Origin of the sequence: Pseudomonas sp. JV245A, assembly GCF_032424515.1 — a bacterium.
Classification (GTDB): domain Bacteria; phylum Pseudomonadota; class Gammaproteobacteria; order Pseudomonadales; family Pseudomonadaceae; genus Aquipseudomonas; species Aquipseudomonas protegens.
In genome coordinates this window covers 1-25109 of record NZ_VYKE01000040.1, presented here as the reverse complement: position 1 = coordinate 25109, position 25109 = coordinate 1, and the positions used below count along the sequence as shown (strand labels likewise).

The 25109-nt window shown below is 58.8% G+C and carries 27 protein-coding genes, 3 tRNA genes and 1 pseudogene; 3 read left to right on the top strand and 28 right to left on the bottom strand.

Annotated features, from left to right (window positions below):
* Positions 1-74: 74 nt before the first annotated feature.
* The 7 genes from lon to F6S12_RS13820 all read right to left on the bottom strand — a co-directional run bounded on the left by lon (position 75) and on the right by F6S12_RS13820 (position 6806).
* Entirely contained in the window at positions 75-2471 is a 2397-nt protein-coding gene (gene lon / locus F6S12_RS13850) for an endopeptidase La (RefSeq protein ID WP_011062272.1), read from the bottom strand.
* Between the two features lie 162 nt (positions 2472-2633).
* Positions 2634-3917 carry an ATP-dependent Clp protease ATP-binding subunit ClpX gene (gene clpX, locus F6S12_RS13845; RefSeq protein WP_011062273.1) on the bottom strand — a complete coding sequence of 428 codons (1284 nt, stop codon included), beginning with the start codon at positions 3915-3917 and terminating at the stop codon, positions 2634-2636.
* Between the two features lie 112 nt (positions 3918-4029).
* Positions 4030-4665 (bottom strand): ATP-dependent Clp endopeptidase proteolytic subunit ClpP, encoded by a 636-nt coding sequence (gene clpP / locus F6S12_RS13840; RefSeq protein ID WP_011062274.1) that lies wholly within the window; start codon positions 4663-4665, stop codon positions 4030-4032.
* Positions 4666-4757: 92 nt separating this feature from the next.
* Positions 4758-6068 carry a trigger factor gene (tig, locus tag F6S12_RS13835; RefSeq protein WP_011062275.1) on the bottom strand — a complete coding sequence of 437 codons (1311 nt, stop codon included), beginning with the start codon at positions 6066-6068 and terminating at the stop codon, positions 4758-4760.
* A gap of 411 nt (positions 6069-6479) precedes the next feature.
* Positions 6480-6564, bottom strand: a tRNA-Leu gene (locus F6S12_RS13830).
* Between the two features lie 57 nt (positions 6565-6621).
* A tRNA-His gene (locus tag F6S12_RS13825) sits at positions 6622-6697 on the bottom strand.
* 32 nt (positions 6698-6729) lie between these two features.
* Positions 6730-6806: transfer RNA gene (locus F6S12_RS13820), tRNA-Arg, on the bottom strand.
* 280 nt (positions 6807-7086) lie between these two features.
* On the opposite strand from F6S12_RS13820, the gene folD reads away from it, so the two are divergent.
* Together folD and F6S12_RS13810 are read left to right on the top strand one after the other, a co-directional pair.
* On the top strand, positions 7087-7941 hold the full coding sequence (gene folD / locus F6S12_RS13815) for a bifunctional methylenetetrahydrofolate dehydrogenase/methenyltetrahydrofolate cyclohydrolase FolD (protein WP_011062276.1): 855 nt from the start codon (positions 7087-7089) through the stop codon (positions 7939-7941).
* Between the two features lie 473 nt (positions 7942-8414).
* A complete protein-coding gene (locus F6S12_RS13810) occupies positions 8415-8747 on the top strand; it encodes a hypothetical protein (RefSeq protein WP_315869000.1) in 333 nt (110 codons plus the stop codon).
* Here F6S12_RS13810 and F6S12_RS13805 read toward each other — a convergent pair.
* From F6S12_RS13805 to F6S12_RS13775, 7 genes are read right to left on the bottom strand one after another with little or no spacing between them, the layout of a single operon-like run.
* Entirely contained in the window at positions 8744-9268 is a 525-nt protein-coding gene (locus tag F6S12_RS13805) for a lysis system i-spanin subunit Rz (protein ID WP_315868999.1), read from the bottom strand. The genes F6S12_RS13810 and F6S12_RS13805 overlap by 4 nt on opposite strands.
* Positions 9265-9912 carry a glycoside hydrolase family 19 protein gene (locus tag F6S12_RS13800; protein ID WP_161466335.1) on the bottom strand — a complete coding sequence of 216 codons (648 nt, stop codon included), beginning with the start codon at positions 9910-9912 and terminating at the stop codon, positions 9265-9267. The genes F6S12_RS13805 and F6S12_RS13800 overlap by 4 nt, the downstream gene beginning before the upstream one ends.
* Before the next feature lie 58 nt (positions 9913-9970).
* On the bottom strand, positions 9971-10798 hold the full coding sequence (locus tag F6S12_RS13795) for a hypothetical protein (RefSeq protein WP_315868998.1): 828 nt from the start codon (positions 10796-10798) through the stop codon (positions 9971-9973).
* Positions 10798-11088: a hypothetical protein gene (locus F6S12_RS13790; protein WP_311168400.1), complete on the bottom strand. Its 291-nt coding sequence runs from the start codon at positions 11086-11088 to the stop codon at positions 10798-10800. The genes F6S12_RS13795 and F6S12_RS13790 overlap by 1 nt, the downstream gene beginning before the upstream one ends.
* Positions 11085-14177: a host specificity protein J gene (locus F6S12_RS13785; RefSeq protein WP_315868997.1), complete on the bottom strand. Its 3093-nt coding sequence runs from the start codon at positions 14175-14177 to the stop codon at positions 11085-11087. The genes F6S12_RS13790 and F6S12_RS13785 overlap by 4 nt, the downstream gene beginning before the upstream one ends.
* A gap of 57 nt (positions 14178-14234) precedes the next feature.
* On the bottom strand, positions 14235-14816 hold the full coding sequence (locus F6S12_RS13780) for a tail assembly protein (protein WP_221811686.1): 582 nt from the start codon (positions 14814-14816) through the stop codon (positions 14235-14237).
* A 52-nt stretch (positions 14817-14868) separates the two neighbouring features.
* Positions 14869-15288: a hypothetical protein gene (locus tag F6S12_RS13775; protein ID WP_315868996.1), complete on the bottom strand. Its 420-nt coding sequence runs from the start codon at positions 15286-15288 to the stop codon at positions 14869-14871.
* A gap of 123 nt (positions 15289-15411) precedes the next feature.
* Here F6S12_RS13775 and F6S12_RS13770 point away from each other — a divergent pair, with 123 nt between their 5' ends.
* Positions 15412-15957, top strand: coding sequence for a hypothetical protein (locus F6S12_RS13770; RefSeq protein WP_315868995.1), 546 nt, complete (start codon positions 15412-15414; stop codon positions 15955-15957).
* On the opposite strand, the gene F6S12_RS13765 is transcribed toward F6S12_RS13770, so the two are convergent.
* From F6S12_RS13765 to F6S12_RS13700, 14 genes and pseudogenes are all read right to left on the bottom strand, one after another.
* Positions 15958-16734, bottom strand: a complete 777-nt coding sequence (locus F6S12_RS13765) for a C40 family peptidase (protein WP_315868994.1) — start codon at positions 16732-16734, stop codon at positions 15958-15960.
* Positions 16735-16736: 2 nt separating this feature from the next.
* Complete coding sequence (locus F6S12_RS13760; protein ID WP_315868993.1) at positions 16737-17420, bottom strand: phage minor tail protein L; 684 nt, start codon at positions 17418-17420, stop codon at positions 16737-16739.
* A gap of 49 nt (positions 17421-17469) precedes the next feature.
* Positions 17470-17823, bottom strand: a complete 354-nt coding sequence (locus F6S12_RS13755; protein ID WP_161466345.1) for a hypothetical protein — start codon at positions 17821-17823, stop codon at positions 17470-17472.
* Positions 17820-19043: a hypothetical protein gene (locus F6S12_RS13750; RefSeq protein ID WP_315868992.1), complete on the bottom strand. Its 1224-nt coding sequence runs from the start codon at positions 19041-19043 to the stop codon at positions 17820-17822. Before F6S12_RS13750 ends, F6S12_RS13755 begins: the two co-directional genes overlap by 4 nt.
* A complete protein-coding gene (locus F6S12_RS13745) occupies positions 19040-19378 on the bottom strand; it encodes a phage tail protein (RefSeq protein ID WP_315868991.1) in 339 nt (112 codons plus the stop codon). The genes F6S12_RS13750 and F6S12_RS13745 overlap by 4 nt, the downstream gene beginning before the upstream one ends.
* Positions 19378-22062, bottom strand: coding sequence for a phage tail tape measure protein (locus F6S12_RS13740; protein ID WP_315868990.1), 2685 nt, complete (start codon positions 22060-22062; stop codon positions 19378-19380). Before F6S12_RS13740 ends, F6S12_RS13745 begins: the two co-directional genes overlap by 1 nt.
* A gap of 23 nt (positions 22063-22085) precedes the next feature.
* Positions 22086-22340, bottom strand: a complete 255-nt coding sequence (locus tag F6S12_RS13735; protein WP_315868989.1) for a hypothetical protein — start codon at positions 22338-22340, stop codon at positions 22086-22088.
* A gap of 29 nt (positions 22341-22369) precedes the next feature.
* Positions 22370-22720 (bottom strand): phage tail assembly chaperone family protein, TAC, encoded by a 351-nt coding sequence (locus F6S12_RS13730; protein ID WP_315868988.1) that lies wholly within the window; start codon positions 22718-22720, stop codon positions 22370-22372.
* Between the two features lie 9 nt (positions 22721-22729).
* Positions 22730-23059 (bottom strand): phage tail tube protein, encoded by a 330-nt coding sequence (locus F6S12_RS13725; protein WP_315869005.1) that lies wholly within the window; start codon positions 23057-23059, stop codon positions 22730-22732.
* A gap of 57 nt (positions 23060-23116) precedes the next feature.
* Positions 23117-23455, bottom strand: a pseudogene (locus F6S12_RS13720) (phage tail tube protein); the annotation flags it as partial.
* A gap of 53 nt (positions 23456-23508) precedes the next feature.
* Positions 23509-23877, bottom strand: coding sequence for a DUF3168 domain-containing protein (locus tag F6S12_RS13715; protein ID WP_315868987.1), 369 nt, complete (start codon positions 23875-23877; stop codon positions 23509-23511).
* Positions 23874-24359, bottom strand: a complete 486-nt coding sequence (locus tag F6S12_RS13710; protein ID WP_315868986.1) for an HK97-gp10 family putative phage morphogenesis protein — start codon at positions 24357-24359, stop codon at positions 23874-23876. Before F6S12_RS13710 ends, F6S12_RS13715 begins: the two co-directional genes overlap by 4 nt.
* Positions 24352-24690 (bottom strand): phage head closure protein, encoded by a 339-nt coding sequence (locus F6S12_RS13705; protein ID WP_315868985.1) that lies wholly within the window; start codon positions 24688-24690, stop codon positions 24352-24354. Before F6S12_RS13705 ends, F6S12_RS13710 begins: the two co-directional genes overlap by 8 nt.
* The gene (locus F6S12_RS13700; RefSeq protein ID WP_315868984.1) at positions 24677-25015 is read right to left on the bottom strand and encodes a head-tail connector protein; all 339 of its coding nucleotides are present in this window, start codon (positions 25013-25015) and stop codon (positions 24677-24679) included. The genes F6S12_RS13705 and F6S12_RS13700 overlap by 14 nt, the downstream gene beginning before the upstream one ends.
* Between the last annotated feature and the right edge of the window lie 94 nt (positions 25016-25109).

Genomic DNA, 25109 nt, shown 5'->3' with positions numbered 1-25109 from the left:
TACAGACACTTAAGAGCCGCTTTATAACAAGGGCTCTAAAAAGCTGTCAAGGAAGCCCCCCAGGCTAATGCGTACTAATGCGTGCTAATTCTTTCCTTAGAGTCAGACTCGCGTTTTTCGTCCTTTGCGACTATCTCGGGAGCCACATCCGGCAAGGGCTCCGGCGCGTATTGCAGCGCAATTTGCAGGACTTCGTCAATCCATTTAACCGGTTTAATCTGCAGATCCTGCTTGATATTGTCAGGAATTTCTTTCAAATCGCGAACATTCTCTTCCGGAATGATCACTGTCTTGATTCCACCCCGATGAGCGGCGAGTAATTTCTCTTTCAACCCGCCGATAGCCAATACCTGACCACGCAGAGTGATCTCGCCCGTCATTGCCACATCAGCCCGCACCGGAATGCCGGTCAGCGCCGAAACCAGCGCCGTGCACATGCCTACACCCGCGCTGGGGCCGTCTTTCGGGGTCGCCCCTTCAGGCATGTGGATGTGGGTGTCGCGCTTCTCGTGGAAGTCCAGGGGAATGCCCAGGCTCTTGGCCCGGCTGCGCACCACGGTCAGTGCTGCAGTGATCGACTCGACCATCACATCGCCCAGGGAACCGGTCTTGATCAACTGGCCCTTGCCCGGAACCACAGCGGCTTCGATGGTCAGCAGTTCACCGCCCACTTGAGTCCATGCCAACCCGGTCACCTGACCGATCTGGTCTTGCTGCTCGGCCAGGCCGTAGCGGAATTTGCGCACGCCGAGGAAGTGCTCCAGCAGGTCGGAAGTGACCTTCACCGAGAAGCGCTTTTCCATCGCATGCTCTTTCACCGCCTTGCGGCAGACCTTGGCAATCTGCCGCTCCAGGCCGCGTACACCGGCCTCGCGGGTGTAGTAGCGAATGATGTCGCGGATCGCATCCGGCTCGAATTCCAGCTCGCCCTTCTTCAGGCCGTTGGCCTGAATCTGCTTGGGCGAGAGGTACTTGACCGCGATGTTGATCTTCTCGTCCTCGGTGTAGCCAGGCAGACGAATCACCTCCATCCGGTCCAGCAAGGCCGGCGGAATATTCATCGAGTTGGAGGTGCAGAGGAACATCACATCGGACAAGTCGTAATCGACTTCCAGGTAGTGATCGTTGAAATTATGGTTCTGCTCGGGGTCCAGCACCTCGAGCAATGCCGAGGCCGGATCACCGCGCATATCGCTACCCATCTTGTCGATTTCGTCGAGCAAGAACAGCGGGTTGCGCACCCCCACTTTTGTCATCTTTTGAATCAATCTTCCTGGCATCGAACCGATATAAGTCCGACGATGCCCACGAATCTCCGCCTCGTCACGCACGCCACCCAGGGCCATGCGTACGAACTTGCGGTTGGTAGCGTTGGCGATCGACTCCGCCAGGGAGGTTTTACCCACCCCAGGAGGCCCCACCAGGCACAGTACCGGGCCACGAATCTTTTTCACCCGTTTCTGTACGGCGAGGTATTCGAGAATCCGTTCCTTGACCTCTTCCAGGCCATAGTGGTCGGCATCGAGAATATCTTCGGCACGTGCCAGATCGAGACGAACCTTGCTCTGTGCCTTCCACGGCACCTGAACCAGCCAGTCGATATAAGAGCGAACAACAGTAGCCTCGGCAGACATCGGCGACATCTGCTTGAGCTTGTTCAGTTCGGCCTGAGCCTTGGTCATCGCGTCTTTTGGCAGGCCTGCGGCATCGATACGCTTTTTCAGCTCCTCGATTTCGTTGTGCCCTTCGTCGCCATCACCCAGTTCTTTCTGAATGGCCTTCATCTGCTCATTCAGGTAGTACTCTCGCTGGCTGCGCTCCATTTGCTTCTTGACGCGACCACGGATGCGCTTTTCCACTTGCAGCAGATCGATCTCGGCGTCCAGCAATGCCAGGACATGCTCGACCCGAGCGGACAGATCGATGATCTCGAGGATTTCCTGCTTCTGCTCGATCTTCAACGCCATGTGCGCAGCCATGGTATCCACCAGGCGGCTTGGTTCATCGATGCTATTAAGGGACGACAGCACCTCGGCAGGGACTTTCTTGCCCAGTTGCACATACTGCTCGAACTGGGACAGCAGACTGCGAACAAACACTTCCGACTCACGGTCAGGAGCATCGACTTCGTCAATCAGGGAGACTTCGGCACGGCAATGGCCATCAACTTCGCTGAAGCGCTCAACAGCACCACGCTGTTCGCCTTCAACCAATACCTTGACGGTGCCATCAGGCAATTTGAGCAACTGCAAGACAGTCGCAATGGTACCTACGCGATAGAGTGCATCTTCACCGGGATCGTCATCAGCAGGGTTTCTCTGCGCCAGCAAGAGAATCTGCTTGTCGCCCGTCATCGCTGCCTCGAGGGCTTCGATCGACTTCTCGCGCCCCACGAACAGCGGGATAACCATGTGCGGATAAACCACAACATCACGCAATGGCAGGAGAGGCAATTCGATGGTTGTCTTCATGATTTCGCCTCTACGGCGGCCGTAAGGCCGTAAACAGATGGAAGTAAGCTTGAAACCAAGATGGGGGCTGCCTGGAAAAAAAACAAGCTCAAAGACAGCACTTTAAGGCGCTAAAAACAAAGGGGCCCGAAGGCCCCTTCTTTCATTCCAACAGCGCGACGCTTACGCGTCTGGCGCTGCCTTGGCCGTCGGTTCACTGTTCTCATAGATGTACAGTGGCTGGGACTTGCCTTCAATAACGCTTTCGTCGATCACTACTTTACTCACCTCGGACTGCGAGGGGATTTCATACATAGTGTCGAGCAGAACACCTTCAAGAATGGAGCGCAGGCCACGAGCACCAGTCTTGCGTTCAAGGGCTCGCTTGGCGACGGACTTCAAGGCATCGGTACGGAACTCCAGGTCAACACCTTCCATCTCGAACAACTTGGCGTACTGCTTGGTCAAGGCGTTCTTCGGTTCGGTGAGGATCTGAATCAATGCCGCTTCGTCCAACTCATCCAAGGTCGCCAGGACAGGCAGACGACCGACGAATTCCGGGATCAGACCGAACTTGACCAGATCGTCAGGCTCGACTTCACGCAGGGATTCACCGACTTTCTTGCCTTCTTCCTTGCTGCGAACTTCCGCGTTGAAACCGATGCCGCCCTTGGTGGAACGGTTTTGAATAACCTTTTCCAGACCCGAGAACGCACCACCACAGATGAACAGGATGTTACGGGTATCGACCTGCAGGAATTCCTGCTGCGGATGCTTGCGACCACCTTGCGGCGGAACAGAGGCAACCGTGCCTTCAATCAACTTCAACAGGGCTTGCTGAACGCCTTCGCCGGAAACATCCCGGGTAATCGAAGGGTTGTCAGACTTGCGGGAAATCTTGTCGATTTCATCGATGTAGACAATGCCCATCTGGGCCTTCTCTACGTCGTAGTCGCACTTCTGCAGCAACTTCTGAATGATGTTCTCGACGTCTTCCCCCACATAACCGGCTTCGGTCAGGGTAGTGGCATCGGCGATGGTGAAAGGTACATTCAACAGGCGAGCCAGGGTTTCGGCCAACAGCGTCTTACCCGAACCTGTAGGGCCGATCAGCAAGATGTTGCTCTTGCCAAGTTCGACGTCGTCACTCTTCTTGTCACGCTGGTTCAGACGCTTGTAGTGGTTGTACACCGCTACTGCTAGAACCTTTTTTGCACGTTCCTGACCAATCACGTACTGATCAAGGATGCCGCTGATTTCTTTAGGCGAAGGCAATTTATGCGCGCTGCTCTCGGCCTGTGCTTCCTGCACCTCCTCACGGATGATGTCATTGCACAGGTCGACGCACTCGTCGCAGATAAAGACCGAGGGGCCGGCAATCAATTTGCGCACTTCATGCTGGCTTTTGCCACAGAAGGAGCAATAAAGCAGTTTGCCGTTGTCCTCGCCGTTGCGGGTGTCAGTCATTCGTTCGATCCAAATCCGATAGGCTTGCAACACAAGATGAAGGCTATTGCGGGCTTTTTCAAGCCCGCCACTGATCGGAACAACCGACCATGCCTATTTTGAGCTGCTTATTTTAAGCGGGGCGCTGGTTGATGACTTCGTCGATCAACCCGTACTCACGCGCAGCTTCGGCGCTCATGAAGTTATCGCGATTGGTATCGCGCTCGATTTCTTCCAGGGTGCGCCCGCTATGCTTGGCCATCAGCGTGTTGAGACGCTCACGGATAAAGAGGATTTCCTTGGCATGGATTTCAATATCCGATGCCTGGCCCTGGAAACCGCCCAGTGGCTGGTGAATCATCACTCGGGAGTTTGGCAGGCAGAAACGCTTGCCTGGAGCACCGGCTGTCAGCAAGAACGCGCCCATGCTGCATGCCTGGCCAATACAAGTGGTTGAAACGTTAGGCTTGATGAACTGCATGGTGTCGTAGATCGACATGCCGGCTGTCACCGAACCGCCCGGGGAGTTGATATAGAGATGGATGTCCTTGTCCGGGTTTTCCGCTTCAAGGAACAGCAGTTGCGCACAGATCAGGTTGGCCATGTAGTCCTCTACAGGGCCCACCAGAAAGATCACTCGCTCCTTGAGGAGGCGCGAGTAGATGTCGTAGGCGCGCTCGCCACGAGCGGACTGCTCGACAACCATCGGGACCAGGCCGCCTGCGGCCTGGATATCAGAGTTCTGCTGAATATACGAATTACGGAACATGCTCTGCAGTCACTCCCAAATAGTCACGTCTTGAATACGCATAAGCCAGCGCGAAGGCTGGCTTATGGTGTGTGCTTCGAACGAGAAGAAAATCAGTCGGCTTGAGGTGCTTCTACCGGCTTGACCGCTTCTTCGTAGGAGACCGATTTGTCGGTCACGCTAGCTTTCTGTAGAACAGTATCCACAACTTGTTCTTCCAGCACAACCGAACGAACTTCGTTCAATTGCTGCTCGTTCTTGTAGTACCAGGACACGACCTGCTCAGGTTCCTGATAAGCCGAAGCCATTTCCTGGATCAGCTCGCGAACGCGGTCTTCATCAGGCTTCAGATCGAACTGCTTAACAACCTCGGCAACGATCAGACCCAGCACCACGCGACGCTTGGCCTGCTCTTCGAACAGCTCGGCTGGCAGTTGATCCGGCTTGATGTTGCCACCGAATTGCTGGACAGCTTGAACGCGCAGACGGTTAACTTCGTTGTCCAGCAGCGCCTTCGGCACTTCGATCGGGTTGGAGGCCAGCAGACCGTCCATGACCTGATTCTTCACTTTGGACTTGATGGCCTGACGCAGTTCGCGCTCCATGTTCTTGCGAACTTCGGCGCGGAAGCCTTCCAGACCTGCTTCCTTGATACCGAACTGAGCGAAGAACTCCTCGGTCAGCTCTGGCAGCTTAGGCTCGGAAACGCTGTTGACAGTCACAGTGAACTCGGCGGCCTTGTTGGCCAGATCCAGGTTCTGATAGTTCTCAGGGAAGGTCAGATTCAGGACGCGCTCTTCACCCGCCTTGGCGCCTACCAGGCCTTCTTCGAAGCCAGGAATCATGCGACCCGAGCCCAGCACCAGCTGGGTACCCTTGGCCGAACCACCGGCGAAGACTTCACCGTCGACCTTGCCAACGAAATCGATGTTCAGTTGATCGTCGTTCTGCGCAGCACGATCGGCCACTTCAAAACGCACGTTCTGCTTGCGCAGGATTTCCAGCATGTTATCCAGGTCGGCATCAGCCACATCAGCGCTCAGGCGCTCAACGGCGATGTTTTCGAAACCGGCAACAGTGAACTCTGGGAACACTTCAAAAGTGGCAACGTACTCCAGGTCCTTGCCCTTCTCCAGCACTTTAGGCTCGACCGAAGGAGCGCCGGCAGGGTTCAGTTTCTGCTCGACAACGGCTTCATAGAAGGAAGCCTGGATCACATCACCTACTGCTTCTTGACGCGCATCAGCCTCATAACGCTGACGGATCACGCTCATTGGAACCTTGCCAGGACGGAAGCCTGGAATCTTGGCCTTTTGGGCAGTCTGCTGCAGACGCTTGTTGACCTGGCTCTCGATGCGCTCAGCCGGCACGGTGATGCTCATGCGGCGCTCAAGAGCAGAAGTATTTTCAACAGAAACTTGCATGGATATTCCTCGTTGCACAGACGTTAGCCGGCCGTTTTCCGACCCCAGAATCAAGGGCATGCATTCTAGAGGGTCAAACTCAAGAAGTCACCCTACTGAAAACGGGTAAAAAACCGCCGGCAATGTGAAGGCGGGGACAAAGGATTGAGCCTCGCCATGAGAGCAAATATTGCGAACCAAACCAGGGCCTCTACTTCAACCCTTCTATATATAGAAGGAGTCGTTCAGCACACCCCTGAAAAACGCCAGCCAATAGCTGAAACCCGGAACCTTCAACGACCAAAGGACAACATTCTGCCACTCAACCGGCTCATCGGATGCAGCCACTTAGAGGTATCGAATCCAGAAACGAAAACGGCGCAGCCCTTTTCAGGTGCTGCGCCGTTATCTGCTATTAACTAGCTACTTTATTGGTGCGGACGAAGAGACTCGAACTCTTACACCTTGCGGCGCTGGAACCTAAATCCAGTGTGTCTACCAATTCCACCACGTCCGCGTAACAAGCTTTTAAAGCAAAGGCGCCAGACTATTAATCTGGCGCCTTCTTCGAATATGGGGTGGACGATGGGGATCGAACCCACGACAACAGGAGTCACAATCCTGTGCTCTACCAACTGAGCTACGCCCACCATATTGCGTTACTTGTGCCAAAGCTGCCTAATGGCGCACCCGGCAGGACTCGAACCTGCGACCATCCGCTTAGAAGGCGGATGCTCTATCCAGCTGAGCTACGGGCGCCTTATTAATCTGTATTCTTTAACGATTACAAACTAATTGCTTTCAGTCGTTACGAGTTAAACATCAACTCTGCCCGACCTTCTTAACCAGTGCTAGGCTGTGCCCGACAAGTGCGACGAATGTTATAGACGGCCCGTTAGGTCGTCAACTCTTTTTTGAAAAAAATTCATTTAATTAAAGGGCTTAGGGGAATTTGCAGACCAAGCGCCTTTGCCCTCACGTTCCGACATGCGAGAATGCGTTCTCTTTTTCTCACCCTCTCGATGGTTAATCACGCGTCATGACTGCACAACTAATCGACGGCAAGGCGATCGCCGCTAGCCTGCGCCAGCAGATCGCCAAACGCGTCGCCGAGCGTCGCCAGCAAGGCCTGCGTACTCCAGGCCTCGCGGTGATTCTGGTCGGCAGCGACCCGGCCTCTCAAGTTTATGTCTCGCACAAGCGTAAAGACTGCGAAGAGGTCGGCTTCCTTTCCCAAGCCTATGACTTGCCCGCCAACACCACTCAAGAGGACCTGGCCGGCTTGATCGACCGCCTCAACGATGACCCGAACATCGATGGCGTCCTGCTGCAGTTGCCGCTTCCCGAGCACCTGGACGCTTCTCTATTACTGGAGCGTATTCGCCCGGACAAAGACGTGGACGGTTTCCATCCTTATAACGTCGGTCGCCTGGCCCAGCGCATTCCACTGCTGCGCCCTTGCACCCCCAAGGGCATCATGACCCTTCTGGAAAGCACCGGTGCCGATCTGTACGGCATGGATGCAGTGGTTGTCGGCGCTTCCAATATCGTTGGTCGCCCGATGGCCATGGAGTTGCTGCTGGCCGGCTGCACCGTGACCGTGACCCACCGCTTCACCAAGGATCTGGCTGGTCATGTCGGCCGTGCCGACCTGGTAGTCGTAGCCGCCGGCAAGCCGGGCCTGGTCAAGGGCGAGTGGATCAAGGAAGGCGCAATCGTCATCGACGTTGGCATCAATCGCCAGGACGACGGCAAGCTGGTGGGTGACGTGGTGTATGAAACCGCCCTGCCCCGCGCCGGCTGGATCACCCCAGTACCGGGTGGCGTCGGCCCCATGACCCGCGCCTGCCTGCTGGAAAACACGCTGTACGCAGCCGAATCGCTGCACAGCTGAGTTTGCTGCCCCGCAACAGAAAACCCGCCAATGGCGGGTTTTTTTATTCTGAAATTAAAGGCCACCCGGGCTCTTTATCACCCCTGACTCTTAGCCCACGCCCATTGCTGCGCAAAGCCCTACCGTTCAGGAAAAAAACGTGTTTTTTCTTTATTTTTAAGGGCTTTCGGCTGACCGTGGAAGAACAATCGACAGTTCTTCAGCCATACTCATAAGATGTTTTCTGCGGTTTCCAGCGGGCCGCAGCGGGATAAACCCCAGCGTTTCCTGGGGTTCCACCCACCACCGCCACGCACCAGCCACCCACGACCCGCCCCCAGTGGTACAAAAATTGGTACAGCCAGTTTTCCCGCCTCCGGCGTTCTGCCGACCCAGCACCATCCCCCCCCCCCTGCAGTTCGTCGGCGAAAATCGCGCCCCGTCCAAGCCTCGATTACTGTATGCACATACAGCACCTGGATCGAGGTAGTACCGTGCACACCGAAGACACCGACACAGCCGACGACTGGCTGGGCATCCCCACGCCCCTAGAAACTGCCCACCAGCATGCGCTGTTGCTGGAAAACGAAGTGGCAGAACTGAACCTGCAGCTGCGCACAGCCAGGGAAAACATTTATAAGCTGGTGAACCTGCAGGCTCAGACAGAGCGGGATCGCGACGAAGCCCTGGCGCGGCTTCGGGAGCGATCAGGGGAAGCAGCAAGGCTCCGGCAACAGGTCCGCGACCTTGAGTTGCTGGGCAAAGCAAAGGACAGGGCCAACGAAGATCTGCGCAGGCAGATACCGCCGCCGGCCAGGGGCCACTAAGGGTTTCGCGTAGAGATTTCCTTGATGTAGCTTTGACAGGCCGCCAGGGCGATCAATCCTTGATCGCCGTCGCCGGTGATGGCGACAATTCGTTGAGCAGCCGCTGGGTCAAGTTCGGCTCGCGTGCCTCCATGAACCACGCCGCAGGTGCCGGCGGTGGCTGGCAACCTACCGCCACCACCCGAGGCGGCGGTATTGAGTAGGACTGACAGCCGGACATCAGCAGTAGCAAGCCGATCACGCAGGCGAGCCTGGTTCGCTTGTTCATCGCGCAATTCCTTGTAGTGGGTTTCGTCATTCGCTTGCAGGCGATCCTCCAGCGCCCGACGGGCGTCCTGCTGGGTTTCCTGCCAGTTGATCACCGCCGTGGCAGCCTGCTCGCGATCCGTGCTGTACGCCTCAGCCTGTTCGGCCAGGGCCTTGCCGTAGACGTTGGCCTGCCACGTCCAGGCCAGCCAGCCGCCCAAGGCGAGCCCCAGCACCAGGGCCAAGGCTGGCAATAACCAGCCCGGGGCCTTCACGCCAGCACCTTCAAAGCCAGGTCGTAGAGTGCTTTCCGTTCCACGGCACCATTTGGCACCCGGCCTGGCTGTCCGGCGTTGATGATGCTGCCGATGTCCTGGATGCGGCCAGCGTCGGCCAGTTCGTTTAGACCGTGGGCAGCCCACCACCAGGCGGCAGACTGGGCGGCCTGCTCTGGCTGCTCCAGCAGCTCAGGCTGCACCTCCAGGGGCAGGCCCAGGCCGGCGGCGGCAGCATGGTAGTTCGAGCGGCCAGTGAGTTGGATCAAGCCGCGCCCACGGAAGCGCCAGCCGTCGCCGGAGGATTCCGGACCATTGCCCATACGCCCGCCGTAAACAGCGTTGCCGAAGCGCTCAGGCTTGCCGCCCAGTTCATCCGCCCGCGGAACCAACGAGCGCCAACGGCTGCCAGCGGCGGAGGCCTGGCCGATCTGGCGGATGCGATCGGCGCGATAGTTGAGATTTTCCACTAGGTTGCGCAACTGACCGGATTCATGGCCGACCTGGGCCAGGAACGCCGCCTGGCGCACCCGGCTGTCGATCTTCCAGCGGGCCATAGCGCGGTTGAGCGCAGGAACAAAAACGCCCGCAACAGGGCGGGCGTTCGGGAGGATCTGCAGCAACTGCTGCTCGGTGATCGGCATTTGTCTTTCTCCAGACAATAAAAAACCCGCTCAGGGCGGGCGCATTCGAATGCTTCAGTTACAGCTGTGGATTGAAGGGGTATGGGTATTCAGCGGTGTCTATGTACGAGCAAGAAGGCATACGGCTTGAAAGTAGCGACATGAATCCCTTTGGGGTCGTGCTGTAAACGCCCTCATATGTGGTCTCTGGCGAGTTCCACAAGCAATGAACGACTCCCCCCTGCTGGCCGTAGCACCCCTCATGAACAGCCCCGCGAAACACTGTGCCCCCGCTGTTGAGCTGGCTAACAAAGGCGCAGCCGCGGTCCCAAGGAATATGCGCGGCATATGTCCTGCCTTGGTCGAGGTTTACCGTGTAATACGCCCACAGGACGCCGCCGAGTGTCGAGCCGGTCGGTTGAGATATGAGCACGCCAGAGGAGCCACCGGCGAAAGGAACTTGCATCCCGTCTGCAATGCTTACAGGGCCTGGCGGAGTTGAGGTTCCAATGATGTTCAGCGGCCGCTGCAGACTGTTGAACGTGAACCCACCGTCATCCTTTCGGGTCTTGAGCGCCGGGCCGGTAAAGATTGGCCGCATGACGTCAAAGCAGTAAACCTTGATGCCGTCGACCGGCCCGGCAAAGTAGAACACCGTCTTGTTGCCCTCCTTCGACTGAAACGGTTTGTTGCTCGCACCCGTGACAAATACAAGCGGGCTGATCGCGCCCTCAACTTCAAACTTGTAGATGTTGTCGTAGTAGACGCTCCATGCTCCGCTTGATTGAAGCCTCTGCCATCTGCCGTGATAGGTGACGGGCCCGCTCTTGATCAGGCCGTAGATCGACTTCGAGGTGTCATAGAGGACATTGCCGCTCTCGTCGCGGACTATGAGTGCGGTATTCATCAGTAGTACCCGTAGAAGATTTCACAGTTCATCGCAAAGCCGCCCGGTATCACGTACCCCCATTCGATCCTGTTCTGCGTAATCGTGACACCAGGCTTCTTGCCCGCTGTCCGCTGCGAGTCTTCCAACGGCTGAACCACGTAGAAGTACTCGCGGCCAGCCGGCAGCGAAATGGGTATCGAACCGTTACTGCTATTGGTGATGACCGAGCCAGCCCCCTGGCTCAGCTTTTTTGTCATCTTGGTTGTGATGTTGTTGTCTGGATCGCGAGTAATCAGCCCTGCCGTCATGTCGCATCCACGCTCAAGTCGATGGCTTTGACGCCGTTCGGATGGAACACATACAGCCCTTTGTTATTGATCATGAGCCTTGCGCCTCCGGGGGCATTCCCCATCATCTGGAACGTTCCATCGGGGCGGAACGCCCAGCCAGAAACATCGGCCACATAGTTTTCCGACTGCAAGTTACTGCCGATCTTGAGCATGTCGATAGAACCGTTCTTGATGAACGCGGAATCGATGTAGGCCGCATTGTTTTGAACAACAAACGGGTAATAGATCTCCGCAGCATTCGGATCGACAATTGCGAACCGACTGGCTGCGATCAGCACCTGACTGGTGATGATCCCTTCGTTGTTCTCCACGCCAACACCAATGCCGGCCAGGTATGGCTTGTTGTCGACCGTGAGCTGGGTCTTGATCGAGTACATGGCCGCGAGCTCGCTTTTCAGAGCCTCGACCTCAACCTGTGCGCCACCGCCAGAGTCGATCTTTTCCAGCAAATGCTGGCTCAACTGCGTCTCGGTGATCTGATCGTTCAGGTACTCCAGGATCACACCGGCATCGGCGGAGGACTGCCCCATCACCGGCCCGTAGAACGCCCCGACGTTGCCGATGCGATCCACCAGCCGGGCCCAGAAGAAGAACCGCACGCCGGCGGCCAGGCCCATGATCGTCAGATCGGTCTGCGGATAGGCGTAGTCGCCGAACTTCGTCGCCGTGGCCACCTGATTGGTCTGGCTGTACCAGATTTCAGTTCGTTGCAGATCCGCGGTGGTGACTCCGGCCGGGATGCCCCAGCTCAGCTTGATGCCGAACACGATCGACTCGGCGATGAATGACGACGGCACCGGCGGCGGCGTGGTCTTGCCGTTAAGTACGGTCTCGACAGAGGTCGCGAAAACCGACCCGATGTCGAGCGAGTTGATGGCCCGCACCTTGGCCACATACCGCCCCGCGTAGATCCCGCTCACATCGATGGACGTGGTGCCCGTGCGGCCAGCAAAGATCCAGTCACCGTCGTTCTTGCGCCAGTACACCTCGTAGGCGATCGCAGCCTCGGGCTTTTCCCACTCGATCGTCATGACGCTGACCGCACTGCCCTGGTCGACGAAGTGGTCATTGCTCACCGTCACGTTCGACGGGGGACGCTGGACGCTCGGCGGGATCACCGTCACCGGTGGCCGCTCGATGCGCGTGCCGTTGTCGATTGCGCCGTACTTGCTCGCGTTGTGGCGTACCGCGCTGATCGTGAACTTGATCTCCGAATCGGAGAAGTCCTCCGCAACCGACATCACGCGAAACAGCTGGGTGGCCAGGGTGGTCGAGTCGATGGCCCACATCGAATGCTGCGGCGGCAAATCGTCCAGATCCTGAGCCAGCACCACCTGCTGGACATCGGAAGGAAAGCCCGTGGTGTCGAACGTGATCCGTCCGTTATCCCAGGTGATCCCGTTCTGGTCCCAGGTCAGCGGATAGCCGACCGACTTGATCTTGCGGGAGATAGCGGTGCCGGTGGGCATGATCACGGTGATGGTGTCTCCCGGGTATGCCTTCACGTCGGCATCAAGTATCAGGGTGTCGAGCGTGGACGAGCGCAGGCGCCCGCCAATGCGGCGCCCTGCACGATCGTTGTCCGCGATGCGGATGATCTGCCCGGGGCGTGCCAGGGTGCCGTCCAGGCCCACAGAGAACCCCACGCTTTCGGTTTCCAGGCGGTTGGTCAGCAGCGCCCACTTGCCGATGCGTTGCGCCTGGGCCTGGGAAGTGCAACCGGTGGCTGTAATCTCGGTCTGCTGGATGCCGTAGCGGGTGATCCCGGCCTGGTCGTCGACGTACTCGACTTTCTGCCGGTAGAAGTCGGCCGGGTCGTTCCAGCTGACCAGGGCCACGGTGTAGCGGGTCTTCTTCGCCGAGCCGAAATAGCCAAACTTGCCGTCGATCACGTTGGCGTTCGAGTAGGTGTAAACCGGGTCCTCGGGTATGTCGGCAATAGCCATCACCGAGCCGGCGGCCCAGTAGGACATCCCGCGGAACGTGGTGGCCAGGTCCTGCAGCACGTCGAGCGCGTTCGATCTGGTCTGCAAGAACAGATTGCAGGTGAACCGCGGCTCCATCCCGCCCTTCCCGTCCGGCACCGGCTGGTCGCAATACTGACCAATGCGGTACAGCTCCCACCGGTCGACCTGAGCTTCGTTCAGCAGGTGGCCCAGGCCGTAGCGAAAGTGCAGCAGCAGATCGTAGAAAATCCAGGCTGGGTTATCGGTCCAGGCGGACTTGAACGAACCATCCCAGACACCGGAATACAGCCGGCTTTCCGGGTCGTAGTTGCTCGGCACGCGGATGATGCGGCCACGCAGGTCGAAGGACCTGGTCGGGATCGCCTGGAACTGCGATGCATCGAACTGCAGGCCGACGACAGCGGAACCTGGATAACGCAGCTTGGCGTCGATGACCTCGGTGATGGCGTCGATGCTTGTCTTGTCCGCAATAGCGCCAGGGGTGCTGTTCGGCGTCAGGCGGGTAACGCGAATCTGCCAGTTGCTGCTCGCCGGCGGCAAGTCCACCCGGTGGGAGCGCTCGTACTTGGTCGAGGTCTTGCCGCTGAACGCCGAGGCCAGCACCTGGACATAGGGCCCGCCGTCAGTGGAAACCTCGATCTTGTATTGCACGGTGTAGCCATTGGTGTCGCCGTTGCTGGTGTTGGTCTGCGCCAGACGCGGGGTGGACAAGCGCACACGCACGGCCGACAGCTGCAGGTTCTGCACAGCGCGAACCCAGGGCTGGCCATACTTCAGCTCAACACCCACAGCGATTTCACTTTCGACCGCCGGAAAGCCCGGGATATGCAGCTGATCCTGGCTGCCGGTGCGGGCGTCCAGAGTGACACCGCTGAAGTTCCGGGTGCCGTCGGCATTGGCCAGCGGGGTTTCGTCGAGATAGACAGACCGCTCGCCCGCGACCAGGCCCTGGATCTCGCCTTCGCTCACCAGGTCAAGGATCCGCGCATACGCGGTACTTTGCAGGCTGTCGGGGGCCTCAACGGACGGCCGCGGCTTCGACTCACCGCCCTTGGCGCCGGTGATGATCTGATTGTTCATGGCTTTCCTTCAGGCAAAAAAAAGCCCGCTCTTGGCGGGCCTGGTGGCGGGTTCGGTTTACATCTGGTCTTCGGAGTAGATCCCGGCGCTGATCACCGCGCTTCCGACGATCATCCGGCCGTAGAGCAGCGGCACCGGGTTGCCCTGGACGCTGGTGTTCACGGCGCCGTTGAAGCTGTAGCTGGGCCGGTTGTTGGGGGTGTCTTGGGTGCCCAGGCCTTTTGCTTGGGGGCTCAACATCTGGATGACGCCGCCGGCGGTCATGCCTACACCTGCGCCAAGAAATGCTGCTTGAGCACCAGGCGCGACGAAAAAAGAAGCAATGATCAGTACTGCTCCAACGATCGTCTGCAATAGTCCGGCACGCTTTGAGCCTGCAATTACTGGGACGATTCGAATTACGCCTCGCCCCGTAGGTTTTCCGAGATCATCTTCGGAAAGGTTCTGCTTGTCGTTGAAGATCGCGAAGCGGAGCCCTTTACTGGCGCTCTCCAGCATGTGCTGTTCGAAGCCTGGAAACTGCTTGAAGTAGCCCAGAATGTCGCTGAAACCCGCCCCAGTTACCATCCGGTGTCGACGCCCGAACATACGAGCCAGCGACCCAGATAACAGAACGGTTTGCATTTTCTCTGCCAGCATGTTTCCTCCAGGCAATAAAAAACCGCCCGAAGGCGGTCGCTTAGTAATTTGGTTAGTACTCAACATACGGCCCGATATATAGGCCCGACATATCGGAACTGACCCGAAAAATGGTCTCTCGATCAGCAGTAGCATTGGCGGGAACAGTTCGAATCGCCTGCCCCATGCAAAGGCCTGTTCCCGCCAACCCTGCACCAAGATTCAATGATCCGGCCTTAACGAAGAAAGAGGCCTTTTGACCTGAACCAAGTTTTGCTGCCTTCTTACCGTCGATGTAGATCACGAAGTCGCAAGCTGAAGCATTGATTCCGCCATCCCTAACCACAGTTATCGTGCCATAGGCTCCAGCTGGCCGAACCTGAAATGCATACACCTCATCATTCGGCGCTGGCTCAGCTTGTTGAACGGTTATGGCATTCGAAGAGCACCCCGCCAGCAGCGCCATCGCCACCCCCGCAATCAAAATCCGCATGTTTTCCGCTCCTTGTGAGATCGGCAGACGATAGCATTTACAGCGGCTGGATGAATCCTCAGTAACTGGGCCTGAGCGGCCGGTAGTAGCCTTTGGCTGCCTCAAACAGCCAAGGACAAGCACATGCCAATGAAACAGGACTTCGACACAGGTAACTTTCAGCGGTGGCCATACATCCCCGAACGTCGAGACGATGGCGACCATAACAATGGTGCAATCGATCTGGTGGCTGATCCAGATCGCATTGGTGAAATCCATGAGGCGACTGATGCCAATGGGCTTCGCCCCCTTCTGATCGAGCTCAACAGTGCTACTGGGCAGTTTATGACTCTTGGGTGCGCATCGGGCATCGATGGAGATGACTATTTGTCGTATCTGGAGCTGACCTATCGCGATCAGAGTCGGGCTCGCGACCTAGAAGAGATTCACGCCCTAAACGACGCCTGGGAGCGCTGGGTCAGGTCGAAATACCCAGACTACGCCGAACCGATTCTGGCAAGCGTGGTATTGGCGTATCGATCCTTTTCACTCCGGCGAAGTGAGCCGCAACATCTGATAACCGTTTACCATCGCGCGACGGAAGAATCGACCCATCGTCAGCTTCTTGATCTTTTTCATCTTTTCCTTCGGGACTTTCAAGAGCTTCAGGCATTTGATCCTCCGGCGTAGTCAATTAGTTTTCAATGCATCCCGGTGCCGCCAGTAGCTGACCGTAACTTCGCGCCAGTAGCCGCCATAGGTGTCGCGTTTGCTGTCCCGGTTGTAGAGGTGGTGCAGGATCGCCCCAGGGGCCGGGAAGTGCTGGGGCTCGGTCTTCAGCACGCCGTCGGCCAGGTACACCCCAGCGTGGTTCGGCACCTTCGACCGGATCTGCATCAGCACGATATCGCCATGCTGCGGTGCACTGACTTGCGTGAAGCCAGCCGCGGGCAGGTTCTCCAGGTACAGGTTTCCGCCCTTCTCCCACCATCCGTCTTCCCGCTCGTACTGGCCCAGGTCGATGCCCATTTCGCGACAGTAGAAGTCGAGAATGATGCTCAGGCAGTCGTGCACACCGTGGGCGAACTTGCGGCCGATCAGTGGGGCCTGGTAGCCCTCCGGCACGAAGCTCACAAACTCTCCTGGGCGCACCTGTTCGTCATCGCCCTTGCGGACCTCAAGGATGTGCCAGGGAAGCCCGGAGGCCTCGCAAGAGACGCGATCCGCCTCGCTGGGTGCTGCTGGGTGGTCTGGGTGACTGTGCACGACCGCCAGCACCTGGCCGCGATCCTCGGCGGCGGCGAAGTCCTCGGGCGACAGGCGGAAATGCTCACTGGGCGTCGAGGCCGTGTTGCGGCAAGGCACATAGACCTCCTTTCGCCCCTCACGAATCACCAGGCCGCAGCACTCACGCGGGTACTCAGCCAGCGCATGCCGCTCAATAGCGGCGCGGGTGGACTTGTTCATGATCAGCTCCGAAGCAGGCCAGCGGCCGGGAATGAGCCGTAAGGCAGAGGGTTGTTCTCGCCGAAGCGAAGCTTGCAGCTGCTCAGGCGCCCGCCGCATTTGTCCTTGGATGCGTCGGTGACGATGATGTCGTTCTCATCCGCCACGGGCCCGCCGTTGTAGCCGCAGTAGGGCCCGCGGTAACCGCCGCAGCTGAGCCACCAGCAGACATTGGCCACAATCTGCCGGCGCGGCAGTTGGACGCCGGCGAAGTCCAGGGCCGAGGCCAGTTCGAACTGCACCGTTTCGTTGTTCTCCGCGGCCTTGCGCTCGACGTACCAGATGTCCGGTGGCAGCTCTTCTTCCGGATCCGCCTCCGGCTGGCCGTCCAGGTACTTGCCCAAGGTCCGGTGCCGGATCAGCTTCGCCCCCACCAGATCCTCGAAGTAAAGCACCAGGGCAGTGATGAACCCGCCGACGTTGCCGACAGACAGCGTCGGCATGGGCTGAGCGCCCTGCCCTGTCATCTCGAAGCCTTCAGCCTTGATCGGCCAGGGCGAGTACTCCTCGCCCTGCCAGTAGATCGACGACTGCTGCGGGTAGCCGTGAAAGCGGTACAGCTCTGCGCCCAGTGCGGTAGCGTCGAGCTCGAAAAGCTCCACCCACGCGCCTGGCTCCAGGGTCTGGATATCGGCCGTAATTGGCATCGTTTTTCCTCGGGTAAAAACAAACCCGCTCAAGGCGGGTGGCAGTGATTCAGGCAGGGCGTACCGGGCGCCTCGCGCTATCCGGATAACCACCCTTCCCTTCCGCCCAGTTCTTCAGGGCGATCCAGTAGGCCTTCCATGCGCTTTCCGTCCCCGGCAATGCGTCCGGGTCACCGAACTGGATAGCCGTGACATTCACTTCAGCAACGGCCATCTCGGCATTGCGCCAATCGTTTTCAATCTGACGCGCCAGGGCGAGGCTTGGCCCCCAGCCCGGGAACTGCCATTTCTGATCAGCGTAGTCAGGCGGCACTTCAACCTCGATGCCCGGGGGCAGCTCAACGCCGTCGCCAAATGCGCCGATGTAGCTACCGCTCGCATCCATCAGATATTTAGTGCTCATGCCCAAACCCTCATCACAAGCCGCCAGCTACCGGGGGTGATCGCTACCGTGGTGCGACTGGACTTCCTCAAAACGAAAAATGCCCCGGTTGCGTTGCCGAACTGGCACTGAATATTGCTGGCGTTTGCGGTGACCATCATCCCGTAGTTGTATGCGTAGTCCACGGCGCCATACACATCGATCACGTCATCGACGGAATACTCAGCATCGGCCACCTTACAAATCAGCGTCCTCATCCACAGCACTGGCGGCTTACCAAGTCCATGGTTCAGAGTCAGAGAGCCGCCGGCCGTGATGATTTGCTCTGGTGACACATAAAATTTTGAGAGCACTAGATCGGCAACGTTGGCCTTGGCATCAAGCCAGGCCTTCAGGTCTGCCTGATCAGCCAAGTTGCCACCGATAGCCCCCCAGATACCTCCAGTCGCCTGCGCAATCCATGTGCCAAGGCTGCTCAGCACGCGCACGGTGGCCCCTGCAGGGGGAGCGGGAACCAGCCCCTTGGCACCGTCAGTTGAGGCCGTAGCACCCGTCATGGGCGCCACGTAGAACGCGGCAGGCTGTCCGCCGAGCTTGTCGGAGTCGGCCGCCGTTTCGCTCTTCCCCAGCTTGGCGTTGAGCTGCCCCTGCAGCTTTGCCAGCGCCTGCAGCAGCGAGTCGCTGGCCAGGATCGCAGTATTGACCAAGGCACCCAAGCCCGTCAGCAGCGTTGCGCGCACTCGGGCCTGCGTGAAATAGACATTCGCGGAACCTTCGGGAACCTGGTCCGTGGATCCGGGCGAGGCAGGAATCACAACATAGGCGGATCCACTCCACCGGTACTGCCGCGTCGGGTTGGTCGGGCTGTCGCCATCGTTGACCGCGATGTAGATCTTCCCCGTCTCACCCGCTTCCGGAAAATCTTCCAGAGTTGGAAATTCAAGCACATCATCGACGAAGCTCGGTAGTTGGGAGGCCGGCACCACACCGTTAATCAGCTGCGGAACCGAGTCACCCAGGGCCGTCGCAGGCACCGCGGCATCGGCTACTGCTTTCGCCTCTGTAGCCGCATCTCGCGCCGCAGCAGCATCTGAAACGCCCTGCTCAGCTTTCTCCTGGGCTGCAGCCGTACGGGCATCCAGCTCCGCGAAATTGTCGTTAATGATCTGGCCGCCCGAGCGCAGATCCTGGCCGTTGCCATCGTTGGGCGCCCCGCCGATGTTGATGGGATCGATGCTCATGGGTGGAATGCCTGTTCGAATTCTGCAGCAATGGAAAACAAGCCAGCGCCATGGGCCGTAGCTTGATATGACCTGCAGCGGTACAACCCCTGTTCACCAAGAGGCGGCGTCCAGAAGAACGGCGTAGCTCCGGCATGCGCGTCAAGAAAGCTCTTGATCTGGCGAGACCTTGATTCAGTGTCAAGAAACGTCAGAGGCCATGTCTGCATGCGGTTGTTGATGCCGTCCTGGGCAACCTGCTCGTAGCCGTCGCCGAACTTTGCAGATTTCGTGCGAAATGAGACGGTGCCCGTGGGATCAACCCGCGGGCACCAGGAAAAGGTCTCGATTGCCATCACCCTCTACCTCTGATTGCGTTGTAGATGCTGCCACCAGGCGCGAGCCCCTTTCGGACTGCGGTCTCGGCCTCAACCCGCGCAGCGTTCTGAATATTTTTCCCAGCTGCAACAGCGTCGTCCTGGCCCACGCCAGAACCGCCGGCGGCGCCCGAGGCGTCGACATTGATTGTTATTGGGAAGTTGTAGGCTCCCCCGCTTGCCGGCGCCCCAGCCATTCCAGACGAGCCTCCAGAAGTCAGCGGGGTGACGCTGCCGCCATTTGCGCCCGTCATCAGGTAGGAGCGCCCTCCCTGGTTGTAAAGCTCAGGGCCGCGCTCGTTGACCTCGTACAGAGAGTTAGGCGCAACGGGACCACCAGTAGCGCGCTGACCGGCAACCCACGACGAGAAACCGGACCCGGTGTACCCGGCCTGGGTAGCTCCGGTGGCGCCGCCGAAGTACGAACTGGCAGCAGATGCAGCCATGCCGAACAATGAACTGAGCGCCGAAGAGGCCGCCTGCCGGGCTGCGATACGCGCCATGTCGGCAAGAATGGACTTCGTGAAGTCGGCAAAGGACAGCTTGCCTGTCATCGCGAATTGAGTGATCGCGTCCTCCATGGAACTGAAGGCGTTGCTGAAAAGCGAGCGCGTTTGGCCAGCCATATCCTGCGCGCTGTCGAGATAGTCTTCCCAGGCCCCGCGCGCTCCGTTGGTCCAGTCGCCCTGCGCCTCTTTCATCTCGGCATAGTTGGCCTTGACCTGATCAGCCATCTGCTGATGATTCTTCTTCAGAGCATCGAGCTTACGGTTGTACTCCTCTGCGGACATGCCGCTGCCAGCATCAGCGTACTGCGCGGCCAAGGCCTTTCGGTCCTCGGCGTAGGTATCGTCAACGCCGTTGAGCTGGTCCTGCAGCGCAGCCCGGCTGCTGCCCATTCCTACCGCATCAGCGGCGCGCTGCCCGGACCGCTTCAAGTTGCCGAGCTGGGTATCCAAGGCCTCCTGGTACGAGGCAATTTCCTTCATGCGCAGCAGGAGCGGATCAGTTGTGGCCACCGCGGTGTTGAACTGCTTCGCCATCTCGGCGATGCCCTTGTTGTACTCGTCCTGGGTGATCTTGCCGTTCTTGAGCAGCAGATCCAGCTGAGTGCCACGCTTACGAAACTCGTCGGCAGCGAAGCTCACAGGATCGAACGACTGCTTGAGCTCTTTGTATGTCGCGGAGGCTTCCTTGAGCTGCTGTTTGAGTTTGTTCTGCGCCTCTGCCGCAGACTTGGTAGCCCCGTTTAGCTGGGCTACCTGCTTGTCGATGGCCTCGATTGCACGCCGATAGCGCTCAGCGTTTTCTGGATCCTTGGCCTGAGCAGCAACCAGAGAGGCCCGGTCCTTCTCGAGCTTGGCCAGCTTGTCATATGAATCGAGCAGCTTGTCGGTGACACCATTCGCCCCCTTCCTAGAGATCGTCAGCTTGCCTTCCTGCTCAGCAAGCGCTTTGTCCCCTTCCAGCAGCTTCTTGTTACCTTCAACCAGCTTGTCGTCCGCCCAGCCGCGCAGATCCGTGTATGCCTTGTAACTGGCCAGACGGTCATCTGAGGCCTTTTTCGCGGCCGACAGATCCTGCCCGAATAACTCACCGACGAACATCGTCGGGTTTGCAGCGAACTTGTTCCAGCCGCCCTGGGCCTTGTTGTAGCTGCCCAATGCCCGGTTGGTGGTTTCCTCGTCCTTGACCCCAGCCAGATGCCGGCTTTTCTCATCAGTCGAAAACCAGCTGAGCACATACTTCAGGTCGCTGCTCATCTTCTTGAGGTCGTCGGGCAGCTGAGACAGGCCCAGCGCCGCGGCACCAGTAAGCTTCACGACCATCGCCGCCAGGTCGGCAATACCTTGCTGGAAGCTCGGGTCGTTGACGATGTCTCGGACGCCATCAAGCGAGTGCTGCAGCGGGCTCAGGTCGATATCTGCCAGGCCCGCTACGAACTCGTTGCGCAACCCCCGCACCTGGGCCTGCAGGTCCTCAATCACCTCATTGGCCTTGACCAAGCTGGCGATCTGCGAAGGCTCCAGCGCAATGCCGAAGTCCTTGGCCTGCTGCATGTACTTGCGCAAGCCTTCGGCGCCGTTGTTGAGCAGTGGCAACATCCGTGAAAGATCGTTGCCCAGGCTTTCGAGGATGTTGATTTTCTCGGACTGCGAGCCGACCTGCTTCAAGCCGTCAGCGATCGCCAGCAGCTGCTTGTCCGGCGTCATGTTTGCCAGGTCGTCGAGCGACAGCCCAAGCTTGTCGATGGCGTCGATCGCTTCGCCACCACCGGTCACCAGGGCGTCGCCGATCTTGTCGCCGATATCCTTGAAGATATCTGCCATGTTGTCGGCACTGAGGCCTGCGCGCTCTGCAGCATACTGCCACTGCTGAAGCGTGGAGGTACTCATGCCCAGCGACTTCGCCCAGCGGTCAGACTCCGTTGTCGCGGCTGCGGTGCTTTTCAGCATGACCAGGGCGGCAGTGCCGGCGCCGGTGGCAGCGGCAGCAATAGAGCCCATGGCTATGCCGATCTTCTTGCCCACCTCCTCGGCGCGTTTCTGGATCTCCTTCAAGCGCTTTTCGGAAACCCGCGCTGCCTTGTCCATCCCTTGCTCAAAGCCGCCGATCCTGGCGATGAGGTCGAGCGTAAGGCTCCCAAGCGAACGAGTTGCCATATCAGGATTCCATCACATTAGGGTCAAGCCCACTGATCCATGGCCTCGTCCAGATCAACAGGAGCGCGGGCTTGGCTGGGCATAAAGTCGAGAAGTTCGGCCTGGCCGCCGGCAAGTCTGTTGGTCTGCAGGGCAACAATTGCCCCCATCTGCTCAACGCGAAAGCCAACGCTGAGTGAGCCATGTTTACTGCGGTAGGCGACCCAAGCCATAACCTCGGCATGACTCAGGCGCTGCTTTGCTTCCGCCACTGATCTGCCGCCGATTCCGTTCAGCACAAGCTCATGCCAGAACTCGTCGGCGGCGGTCAGTTTTTTGCGCGTTCGGCCCCGGTGCTGTTTACCTCATGAACGGCGGCGAGCATCGCCCAGCCCAAGCCAGGCGAAAGACGGTAGGCGGACTCATAAGGGATGGCTTCCTCGCCGTTCTCGCCGAGAGTGACGCAGGCCGAGATGTAGCGAGCATTGCGGCTCTGCTCGCTCTCGCCATCTGAGAACAGCTTCTCGATCATGCCGAACGATTGCGGCATCACGAAGACGCTGAACTTGTCAGTGATCGACTTGCCGGTTGCCGGGTCGTCATGCGTCCAGACTATCTGCTTCTTCACTTTCTCGGCGCCTACCAGGCCGCCCGAGGCTTCCAATTGCTGCAGGTTCATAGGCTTCCCTTACGCTGACTTCTTGATCCAGGCGGAGCCGCCCGAGCGTTGAATGGATACCGCGGTGCTGACCACGGCATTGGCGGCGAAGTCGAACGGGAAGTCGGCGACGTAGCCCTGGAACAGAAACCAGGTCCTGGAAGGCGGCAGGTTGAAATCTTCTTCCAGGCTGACAATGGCAGTAGCCGCTGCGCCAGATCCTGCACCACCGGTGAAGCCAACGGTGGGTGCGCTGGTATAGCCGGCGCCGGGGCTGGTGATGTTGATTGCAGAGACCTTGTCGCCATCCAGGACAGCAACAGCGGTGGCGCCGGTCCCACCGCCACCGGTCAAGTTCACAGTAGGGGCTGCGGTGTAACCGGTGCCGCCATTCGTGACGGCGACCTGCTCCAGTCCGCCAGCAGCCGAAACGGTGGGTTCGGCCTTGCCATCAGACCAGCCGACAGCCCATTTGAGAGTGCTGTCGCCATCCTGCTCAGAGAGCTGATGCAGGCGGATGTGGCTCGGGCTTTTCGGGTCAGCGTTGATGGTCAGTGAAGCCTGACCCGGAGTTCGTAGGCCTGGCTTGTAGGTCCGCTCCTGGGAGCTCAAGCAGGTGTCTTCGATCTGCTCCTTTGGTGCGCCACCTGGGTTGAAGGCTGTCGCACATTCAATCTCCATGATGGAGCTGGGACCAGTGCCAGAGGACGGTGGCACCAGCGCATAAACCTGGGTGCCCTGGGTAAGAATCGACATCGGGTGTACTCCTTGGACAAAGAAAAAGCCCGCACTGGGCGGGCTCGGATACTTCAGCGCTGGACTATCCAGTCCACATCGAAGCTGGTTCTATAGTTCTTGGTTGCTGGATCTCGGCCCTCCCCACCCCAGCGAGCGATGTAGGCCCGCAATTCAATTGCATCGCGGATGGCATCACGCACTGCGCGAACAGAAGGGCCAGTAGTGCCGTACACATCGACCTGCAGGGTGAAGCCGTCAGCATCAGGCCGGCCCGCCAGATAATTTTCCGGGTTGCCGCTGATCAGTTGCCAGACTGCGTAGGGCTTGGCGACACCCTCCGGCGCCTCGCCGAACGAATAGAGGCGCATGGAAGCTCCAGAGCCAAGTAAGGCAATCACGCCTGGATCTTGCGCGCACACCTCATAGATGGGAGCTGTCATGATGAAGCTGTCCTCCTCTGCGCTCGACTGATTGCTCGATCTATGGCCGCCTCGTACTCCGAAGCAAAGGTGGCCGTAGCCTGGCTTATGCTGTCCGCCAGAGCCGGCCGCATGAATGGCGCTGCGGCCATATTTTCCGTGCCGAACTCGAATAGGCGCCAGTGCGGCGTCGGAGCGTTCGGCCTGAGATCGCCACCATCGCGCAGGACGGCACCGTGAAGCACACCGATCCGAAACCCGAGGTCACCTGTTTGCTTGAATAGCCGGCCATTCCAGCGAAGCGCGATGTTGTTTGCGATTGATCGGCCGGTTTCCGGGTCGTCGATTCGCTGGGCGCCCTCCCTGGCTCTATCAGCGATAACCTGGGCTGCTCGGCGCAGCGCGGATCTACCGCCCTTGCGCTTCACGTCATAGGAGATGGCTTCGAGCTTGCCGAGCAGGCTATCGAGGCCGGTAATGCTGAACTCCACACCGTCAGCCATCCTTTACCCCCTTCGACACCAATAGCGTCAGGTACTCCAGGCCGGACTTGGGATCTTCCAGCGGCGGGCCTTCGATGCTGTAGATCTCGCCGCGGTAAACAATGCGCATCGTTGAGTCGATGCCGGGACGGTATCGAATAACCATGCGCCCCGTGGCCTCGGAGTGTCCGGCCTGGGCGGCGATCAGGTCACGGGCAGACAGCGGCGACACCTGGGCCCAGACCTTGGCGAACAGCTCCCACACCGGCTCGCCATTTTCCCCAGTAGCGGGGTCGCGTGGCGTGGTCTTCTGCTGAACCTCAATCGGATGGCGAAGATCACCCGCTTTCATCTTTCACCTCATCAACCAGGCCGCGCCAATTTCGGGAAGACCACAGCAACGACTCAACCGCCATTGGCAACTCGGCCGCAGCAACACCCGTGACGACAGCTTCGCGATTGGAGTAGGAATGCCCGATCATCAGCAGCATTGCCGCCTTGAAGCTGGGCGGAATGCTCTCTGCTGATGAAAGAGATGGGTTGTCGCAGTACCAAAGAGCCCAGGCCAATGCCGATTCCGCGTATAGCTCGATCAGCGCATCTTCGCTTTCATGATCGACACGGAGATGCTGGCGAATCGTGCCGATCGGCAGCAGATCCAGTGCCGTGACGGTCATTTTTTCTTGCCCGCCTTCGGCTTAGCGGCCGGCTCCTGCTGATCCTGCTGATCCTGCTGATCCTGCTGGTCCTGCTGATCCTGCTGATCCTGCT